Genomic DNA, 1,171 nt, shown 5'->3' on the forward strand with positions numbered 1-1,171 from the left:
TGTCTAAAGAAAAGTTTGAACGTTCAAAACCGCACGTTAACGTTGGTACTATCGGCCACGTTGACCACGGTAAAACTACCCTGACTGCTGCAATCACCACCGTTTTGGCAAAAACTTACGGCGGTAGCGCTCGTGCATTCGATCAGATCGATAACGCACCAGAAGAAAAAGCGCGTGGTATCACCATCTCTACTTCTCACGTAGAGTACGATACCCCAACTCGTCACTACGCACATGTTGACTGCCCAGGCCACGCCGACTATGTGAAAAACATGATCACCGGTGCTGCGCAGATGGACGGCGCGATCCTGGTTGTTGCTGCAACTGATGGCCCAATGCCACAGACTCGTGAGCACATCCTGCTGGGTCGTCAGGTAGGCGTTCCATACATCATCGTATTCCTGAACAAATGTGACATGGTTGATGATGAAGAGCTGCTGGAACTGGTAGAAATGGAAGTCCGTGAGCTGCTGTCTCAGTACGATTTCCCAGGCGACGACACTCCAATCATCCGTGGTTCTGCTCTGAAAGCGCTGGAAGGCGAAGCCGAGTGGGAAGCGAAGATCATTGAACTGGCTGAAGCACTGGATTCTTACATCCCAGAACCAGAGCGTGACATTGACAAGCCATTCCTGCTGCCAATCGAAGACGTATTCTCCATCTCCGGCCGTGGTACGGTTGTAACCGGTCGTGTAGAGCGTGGTATCGTTAAAGTCGGTGACGAAGTAGAAATCGTGGGTATCAAAGAAACCACGAAAACAACTTGTACCGGCGTTGAAATGTTCCGCAAACTGCTGGACGAAGGCCGTGCTGGTGAGAACGTAGGTGTTCTGCTGCGTGGTACTAAGCGTGATGACGTTGAGCGTGGTCAGGTTCTGGCGAAACCAGGTTCTATCCACCCACACACTCAGTTCGAATCTGAAGTGTATATCCTGAGCAAAGATGAAGGTGGCCGTCATACTCCATTCTTCAAAGGTTACCGTCCACAGTTCTACTTCCGTACCACAGACGTAACCGGTACTATCGAACTGCCAGAAGGCGTTGAGATGGTCATGCCAGGTGATAACATCAACATGATCGTTAACCTGATTGCCCCAATCGCAATGGATGAGGGTCTGCGTTTTGCTATCCGTGAAGGCGGCCGTACTGTAGGTGCTGGTGTTGTTGCTAA

Annotated in this window: 1 protein-coding gene; it reads left to right on the plus strand. The window is 50.8% G+C overall.

Annotation, left to right across the window (positions count from 1 at the left end):
- Positions 1-1,171, plus strand: a 1,171-nt coding sequence (gene tuf, locus BM135_RS16425) for an elongation factor Tu (protein ID WP_092521601.1), incomplete at both ends; no start/stop codon positions are given.

It is taken from the genome of Xenorhabdus japonica (assembly GCF_900115195.1).
GTDB classification, from domain to species: domain Bacteria; phylum Pseudomonadota; class Gammaproteobacteria; order Enterobacterales; family Enterobacteriaceae; genus Xenorhabdus; species Xenorhabdus japonica.